At 36.5% G+C, this 6,415-nt stretch carries 5 protein-coding genes and 12 tRNA genes; 3 read left to right on the forward strand and 14 right to left on the reverse strand.

All coding sequences use genetic code 11. The features are described 5' to 3' along the window. Positions 1–37: 37 nt before the first annotated feature. Together ACVQ8P_RS01750 and ACVQ8P_RS01755 are read left to right on the forward strand one after the other, a co-directional pair. Positions 38–712: a response regulator transcription factor gene (locus tag ACVQ8P_RS01750; protein WP_462297146.1), complete on the forward strand. Its 675-nt coding sequence runs from the start codon at positions 38–40 to the stop codon at positions 710–712. Between the two features lie 9 nt (positions 713–721). Further along, positions 722–1,768: a sensor histidine kinase gene (locus tag ACVQ8P_RS01755; protein ID WP_462297147.1), complete on the forward strand. Its 1,047-nt coding sequence runs from the start codon at positions 722–724 to the stop codon at positions 1,766–1,768. Between the two features lie 49 nt (positions 1,769–1,817). On the opposite strand, the gene nrdG is transcribed toward ACVQ8P_RS01755, so the two are convergent. Then, positions 1,818–2,405, reverse strand: a complete 588-nt coding sequence (gene nrdG / locus ACVQ8P_RS01760) for an anaerobic ribonucleoside-triphosphate reductase activating protein (protein ID WP_462297149.1) — start codon at positions 2,403–2,405, stop codon at positions 1,818–1,820. Continuing rightward, positions 2,383–4,557: an anaerobic ribonucleoside-triphosphate reductase gene (nrdD, locus tag ACVQ8P_RS01765; protein ID WP_462297150.1), complete on the reverse strand. Its 2,175-nt coding sequence runs from the start codon at positions 4,555–4,557 to the stop codon at positions 2,383–2,385. Before nrdD ends, nrdG begins: the two co-directional genes overlap by 23 nt. Before the next feature lie 187 nt (positions 4,558–4,744). On the opposite strand from nrdD, the gene ACVQ8P_RS01770 reads away from it, so the two are divergent. Next, positions 4,745–4,996, forward strand: a complete 252-nt coding sequence (locus tag ACVQ8P_RS01770) for a tyrosine-type recombinase/integrase (RefSeq protein ID WP_462297167.1) — start codon at positions 4,745–4,747, stop codon at positions 4,994–4,996. A gap of 249 nt (positions 4,997–5,245) precedes the next feature. On the opposite strand, the gene ACVQ8P_RS01775 is transcribed toward ACVQ8P_RS01770, so the two are convergent. The 12 genes from ACVQ8P_RS01775 to ACVQ8P_RS01830 form a co-directional block, all read right to left on the reverse strand. Then, positions 5,246–5,329: transfer RNA gene (locus ACVQ8P_RS01775), tRNA-Leu, on the reverse strand. Between the two features lie 11 nt (positions 5,330–5,340). Next, positions 5,341–5,411, reverse strand: a tRNA-Cys gene (locus ACVQ8P_RS01780). A 56-nt stretch (positions 5,412–5,467) separates the two neighbouring features. Next, a tRNA-His gene (locus tag ACVQ8P_RS01785) sits at positions 5,468–5,540 on the reverse strand. Positions 5,541–5,552: 12 nt separating this feature from the next. Then, positions 5,553–5,626, reverse strand: a tRNA-Trp gene (locus ACVQ8P_RS01790). 8 nt (positions 5,627–5,634) lie between these two features. Beyond that, positions 5,635–5,715, reverse strand: a tRNA-Tyr gene (locus ACVQ8P_RS01795). Positions 5,716–5,722: 7 nt separating this feature from the next. Beyond that, positions 5,723–5,795: transfer RNA gene (locus ACVQ8P_RS01800), tRNA-Phe, on the reverse strand. Positions 5,796–5,801: 6 nt separating this feature from the next. Beyond that, positions 5,802–5,874: transfer RNA gene (locus ACVQ8P_RS01805), tRNA-Asp, on the reverse strand. Positions 5,875–5,876: 2 nt separating this feature from the next. After that, positions 5,877–5,950: transfer RNA gene (locus tag ACVQ8P_RS01810), tRNA-Met, on the reverse strand. A gap of 14 nt (positions 5,951–5,964) precedes the next feature. Further along, positions 5,965–6,054, reverse strand: a tRNA-Ser gene (locus ACVQ8P_RS01815). Between the two features lie 35 nt (positions 6,055–6,089). Then, positions 6,090–6,163 (reverse strand) — tRNA-Ile (locus ACVQ8P_RS01820). A 19-nt stretch (positions 6,164–6,182) separates the two neighbouring features. Beyond that, positions 6,183–6,256 (reverse strand) — tRNA-Met (locus tag ACVQ8P_RS01825). Between the two features lie 32 nt (positions 6,257–6,288). Next, positions 6,289–6,362 (reverse strand) — tRNA-Pro (locus ACVQ8P_RS01830). Between the last annotated feature and the right edge of the window lie 53 nt (positions 6,363–6,415).

Here is a 6,415-nt window from a genome sequence, read left to right on the forward strand (position 1 = left end):
TAATGTAAATAGACTACTAACTTAAAGGGGTGACAATATGTTTAGCATAATGATTGTTGAAGATGACAAAACAATTGCCGATATTACGGCAGATAGCTTAGCAAAATGGCGATTTGAGCCAATTTTAATTGACGATTTCAGTCAAATTGATGTTGAATTTATTGAAAAAAAACCACACTTAATCTTATTAGATATTAATTTACCAGAATTTGATGGTTTTTACTGGTGTCAAAAAATCCGTGAAACGTCAAATGTACCTATTATATTCATCTCAAGTCGCAATACCAACATGGATATGGTGATGGCAATGAATATGGGTGGGGATGATTTTGTCAACAAACCTTACTCAATGGAAGTTTTAGTTGCCAAAATTTCTGCCTTATTACGTCGGACTTATAATTATGCAGAAATGGGTCCAGAAGCACTAGAACATAATGGTCTTTTTTTGAATTTACAAAATGGGTCTGCAAAATACAACGATGACACAATCGATTTATCAAAAAATGAATATCAATTACTTCAATATATGATGCGCCAAACAGGAAAAGTTATCAGTCGCGAAAAATTACTTCGTGAACTTTGGGAAGATGAACATTTTGTTGACGATAATACGTTAACCGTTAATATCAACCGTTTACGTAAAAAAATTGCACACGCTGGATTGCCTGACTTCATTGAAACAAGGGTTGGTCAAGGTTATATCATCCCTTAGGAGGCACTTATGACATTTTTTAAATACCTTTCAGATAAAATCGTCTCGATTATATTTTTCATGCTAGATATTCTATTAATCAACCTTGTATTATGGTTCGATCCTTTCCATAATATCATTTTGTCTTCATTATTATATCTAGATATTTTGATGTTAATCACATCAACAGTTTTTATCGTAATCCGTTACTGGGTTGACCGTCAATGGTATCAAAAATTTAGTTTACCAACTGACCTTTCAACAACAAACCTATCACTGCCTATCACTGGCGCGCATTCAAATGAACAACAGTTATACCAAAGTTACATCAATGCCCTATTAAGCAGTCATCAAACGCAATTAAATGATGTCTTGTCCAAACAGCAAGAACAAGAAGACTTCTTAAACGCATGGATTCATGATATCAAAGTCCCACTAACTGCCATTCAGTTGCTAATTGAAACATCAGATGGTCAACTTTCTGAAAAACAAGTGATGCAAACTGAAATTGAATTAAAAAAAATTGAGAATTTTGTTGAACAAGTCATTTACTATTCTCGTCTAGACAGTTTTTCAAATGATTATTTAATCCAAGATTATTCGCTGAAAAAAATTATCCATCACGTTGTTCGAGACAACATGAATTTATTTTTTTCAAAACATATTAGCTTCACTTTTGAGAGTGATGACGCCTCCGTCTTAACCGATTCAAAATGGTTACGTTTCATTTTAAATCAAGTCATTACTAATTCACTAAAATATACGCCTGATAACGGTAAAATTACCGTATTTATTTCAAACAACACAAAAGAAACACTATTATCTATTAAAGATACCGGAATTGGTATTCCAAAAGTTGATTTAGCCCGCGTTTTTGATAAAGGATTTACCGGAGACAATGGCCGTAAATATAATCAAAATGCAACCGGATTAGGTCTTTATCTAGCAAATAATCTAAGTCAAAAATTGGGTCATCGGTTAGAGATTGACTCCTCAATCGATCAAGGCACAACTGTAAAAATAATTTTTCCTAAACTAACTTATTATAATGATGAAGCGGGCGATATTTTCCGCTAAAAAAGTCTGTTGTGACAACCTCCATAAGAGTTGTCATAACAGACTTTTTTTATCTTAATAACTTATCCCAGAGAATAACTTCCCCGGTAGCTAATGATTTTTGAACATCAATAATTCTTTGATTTGAACTTCCTCTAAATTGTAAGGTCAAATCTTTTTTTGCTAACTCAAATCGACCATCAACCAAAATATCAATTTTTGACAGCAATTCAAGTTTATCTTCAGATTCAAGCATTAATTCATCCCAAGTATAGCCAGTCCAAGACCAAACATCTTTCGTCCATCCATAAGTAGCACGAATACGGTCTACCAAGCTCAAACAAACCTGTGTATTAACAAAAGGCTCACCACCAAGCAACGTTAACCCTTGGCAATAATCTTCACTTAAGTCTGTAATGATTTGATTTTCAAGGTCTTCCGTATAAGGCGTCCCGTATCTAAAATTCTGAGCCGCTTTATTATAGCAACCAGGGCAGGCAAATAAACAGCCACTAACATATAAACTACACCGCACACCTTCGCCATCTACAAAATTAAATGGCTTATATGATGCAATATATTGTTGACTTAAATTACTGGCCAACCATTCTTTGGGTGCTGGATTTCGTGGAGCCCTAACTCTCTTTTGTCGTTCCATTCTCAACCATTCCTAAACTCATATTTTTAACACGAGAAGCAATTTCTTTATGGCGACCATGAACCATTGGACGCTGTTGTGGATTACCTAAATAACCACATGTTCGCTTAACAACATCACAAGTTTTAGGATCATGGTTCTGACATTTAGGACATTCAAAACCACGTTCAGTCGGATTAAATTCGCCATCAAAGCCACATTTATAACAATGATCAATTGGCGTATTCGTTCCCAAATAACCAATTTTATCGTAAGCCCAATCCCAAACAGCTTCCAAAGCTTTAGGATTTTGACGTAAATTAGGATATTCACAATAATGAATAAAACCACCTGACGCATATTTAGGATATGCCATCTCAAACGTCAATTTTTCAAATGGTGTTGGATTTTTTCTAACATCATAATGGAAACTATTTGTATAATATTCTTTTTCCGTAATATCTTTAATTTTACCAAATTTTTCAGTATCCAAAACACAAAAACGATCCGTTAAAGATTCACTAGGCGTTGAATAAACACTAAAATGATAATCATATTCATCTGACCAATCACTACAATAAGCTTTAAGACGCTTAACAATATCGACTGTAAAGTTATGAGCCTCTTCATTTTTTTCCCACTCAGGTCCAAAAAAGACAGTTCCAACCTCATACAATCCGATATAGCCTAACGAAATAGTTGCACGGCGATGCTTAAATAAATCATCAACATTACCATCTGGCTTCAATCTTTTGCCAAAAGCACCGTGTTGATATAAAATTGGCGCATTCTCAGGAATAGCTTCTTTGACACGGTTAACCTTAAAAACTAATGCTTCTTTACAAATCTGCATTCTTTCTTTAAAAATATCCCAGAATAAATCAATATCACCAGCAGATTCTAAAGCAATTCGTGGCAAATTAACGGTCACAACACCCAAATTCATACGACCAGAATTAACTTCATTACCTTCTTCATCTTTCCAACCTTGTAGGAAGCTACGACAACCCATAGGTACCTTAAAACTACCCGTAAGCTCTTTTATCTTGTCATACATCAAGATATCAGGATACATTCGTTTCGTAGCACAGTCGACAGCCAGTGCCTTAATATCATAATTAGGATCACCCGGTTTCAAATTTAACTCTTTTTTAATTGTAAACACTAACTTAGGAAAAATAGCGGTCCGATGCTCACGACCAAGCCCTTTAATTCTAATTTTTAAAATGGCAATTTGAATTTCACGTTCAATCCAACTTTCACCTAATCCAAAACCTAATGTCGTAAATGGCGTTTGGCCCTGAGAAGAAAATAAAGTATTGATTTCATACTCTAATCCTTGCATGGCATCATAAATATCTTTGCTCGTTTTAATTTTGGCAAATGCCGTCTGCTTACTAGGATTGTCAATCCATTCTTTTGCATCCACTAAATGTTTTTGATAATTTAATTCAGCAAATGGTGCTAATAACTCATCCACTCGATCTGCAGAACACCCACCGTATTGACTTGAAGCCACATTAGCAATAATCTGTGCCATTTGAGCAGTGGCCGTCTGAATTGAATGTGGACTTTCAACCTCAGCATTTCCTATTTTAAACCCATTCGTTAGCATTTCTTTAAAATCAATTAGGCAACAATTTGTCATAGGACTCCAGGGCGTATAATCTAAATCGTGATAATGAATTGAACCACGTAAATGGGCTTTAGCAATTGATTCAGGCATTAATCTTAGACCTAAAGTTTTACCAACTGTCCCCGCAGTTAAATCGCGTTGCGTATTAAAAACGTTACTATCTTTATTAGCATTTTCATGAATAATTGAATCATCTTTATTTAATAATTTGTTCAAACGTCCTGCTGGATCAGTCTGCTCAAGCCAATGTAACTCATCTTGCTTTCTATACTCTTGGTAGGCATATAGTGTATCAGTGTAATCCAGTGTACGATATGTATCAGCGACCAAATTAGACATTGTTTGTGCATCAATTTTTTGATAGCTCTCAAGTTTGCTTAATAATAACGACTTAAATTTTTCTTGTGCTTGTGAACTATCTAATCCTTTCATTGTGCTACTCATAACTTTACGCAATGAAAATAACACACTTCGTCCATCACGTTTTACAAATATGTTAGGTACTTTTGTATTCAATGTTATCTCAATATTTTTCATAAGTCGATTTCCTTTTCTTCAAGCGAATAAATACATACTACTTTATTATTCTCCTCAAAACAACAATATATAGTGTACAACAAAATATTAAAATCTATATATTGTCTAAAAAGATCTCTTACTTTTTACGAATCTACACTGTTTTTGCCAATTTATTACCATTTAAAAAAATCTAAACCTTAAATTAATCTTCTATAATCAACAATTACGTTCACTTTATAATTTTTTAGAAATTAATAAAACGGAAGTAACCTTTCACAGCTTACGTCATTCACACATATCGTATCTACTCGCTAATGGAGTAGACACCCAATATATCTCTGAACGATCTGGACATGATTCAATAGCTACTACCCTTAAGACTTATTCACACATTCTTAGTCGAGCTAAAAAAGAACAAGTTGCAAAGACAATATCACTATTTGAAGAAATCTGTTAAATCAAGCTTTTTCATTGTTTTAGTTCGATACCGTAAAGACCCTAATAACGCAAATACAGACCGATATAATAGCTTTTTGCTGTTGTCCCTATGGCATATATACCGTAAATCATGGTACTTACAAACTTAAAAGGGACAACAAAAGTTCAACAATCTATAATTCTATATCATTTCCTATAATTTAGGGTACAAAAAAAGCCTATATAATAGGCTTTCATGTTTTATAATACTCTCTATAATGCTTAATAATACCGGTGATCGGGGTCGAACCGATACTCCATTGCTGGAACTGGATTTTGAGTCCAGCGCGTCTGCCAATTCCGCCACACCGGCATAATCGTGTAAGGCGGTAACCGGATTTGAACCGGTGATGAAGGTTTTGCAGACCTCTGCCTTACCACTTGGCTATACCGCCATATTAATTAGTGATGTCTAGACTTAAATCATCACCTGATATAACCCTTTATAAAGGGCGATATGTGGGAATCGAACCCACGCGTGCCGGAGCCACAATCCGGTGCGTTAACCACTTCGCCAATATCGCCAAAACAAAAAATGGCAGGGGTAGTAGGAATTGAACCCACACTGACGGTTTTGGAGACCGTAGTTCTACCTTTAAACTATACCCCTATAAAAAATGGAAGAGAGTGGATTCGAACCACCGAACCCGAAGGAGCGGATTTACAGTCCGCCGCGTTTAGCCTCTTCGCTACTCTTCCAAAAAAATGGCGCAGGACAGAATCGAACTGCCGACACATGGAGCTTCAATCCATTGCTCTACCAACTGAGCTACTGAGCCATTAAACGGTCCTAACCGGATTTGAACCGGTGATCTTCCGCGTGACAGGCGGACGTAATAACCCCTATACCATAGGACCAATTGCGGGAGTAGGATTTGGACCTACGACCTTCGGGTTATGAGCCCGACGAGCTACCAGACTGCTCCATCCCGCGATAATATTAAAAAAAGGAGGATAAGAGATTCGAACTCTTGCGTGGTTTGACCCACCTGACGGTTTTCAAGACCGTTCCCTTCAGCCAGACTTGGGTAATCCTCCATAAACAAATATCTACTTGAATCATCTACAAGTAATGGACCTTGTAGGACTCGAACCTACGACCGGGCGGTTATGAGCCGTCTGCTCTAACCAACTGAGCTAAAGGTCCAAGCTTCTTACGTAGAAAATAGCGGTGAAGGGGATCGAACCCCTGACCTCCCGGGTATGAACCGGACGCTCTAGCCAGCTGAGCTACGCCGCCATGAAATAATAATAAATTTTGGAATTTATTAATCGGGAAAACAGGATTCGAACCTGCGACCCCCTGGTCCCAAACCAGGTGCTCTACCAAGCTGAGCCATTTCCCGAAAATATGCACCCAGTAGGAGTCGAACCTACAACCTTCTGATTCGTAGTCAGA

This window comes from Dellaglioa sp. BT-FLS60, from assembly GCF_054941065.1.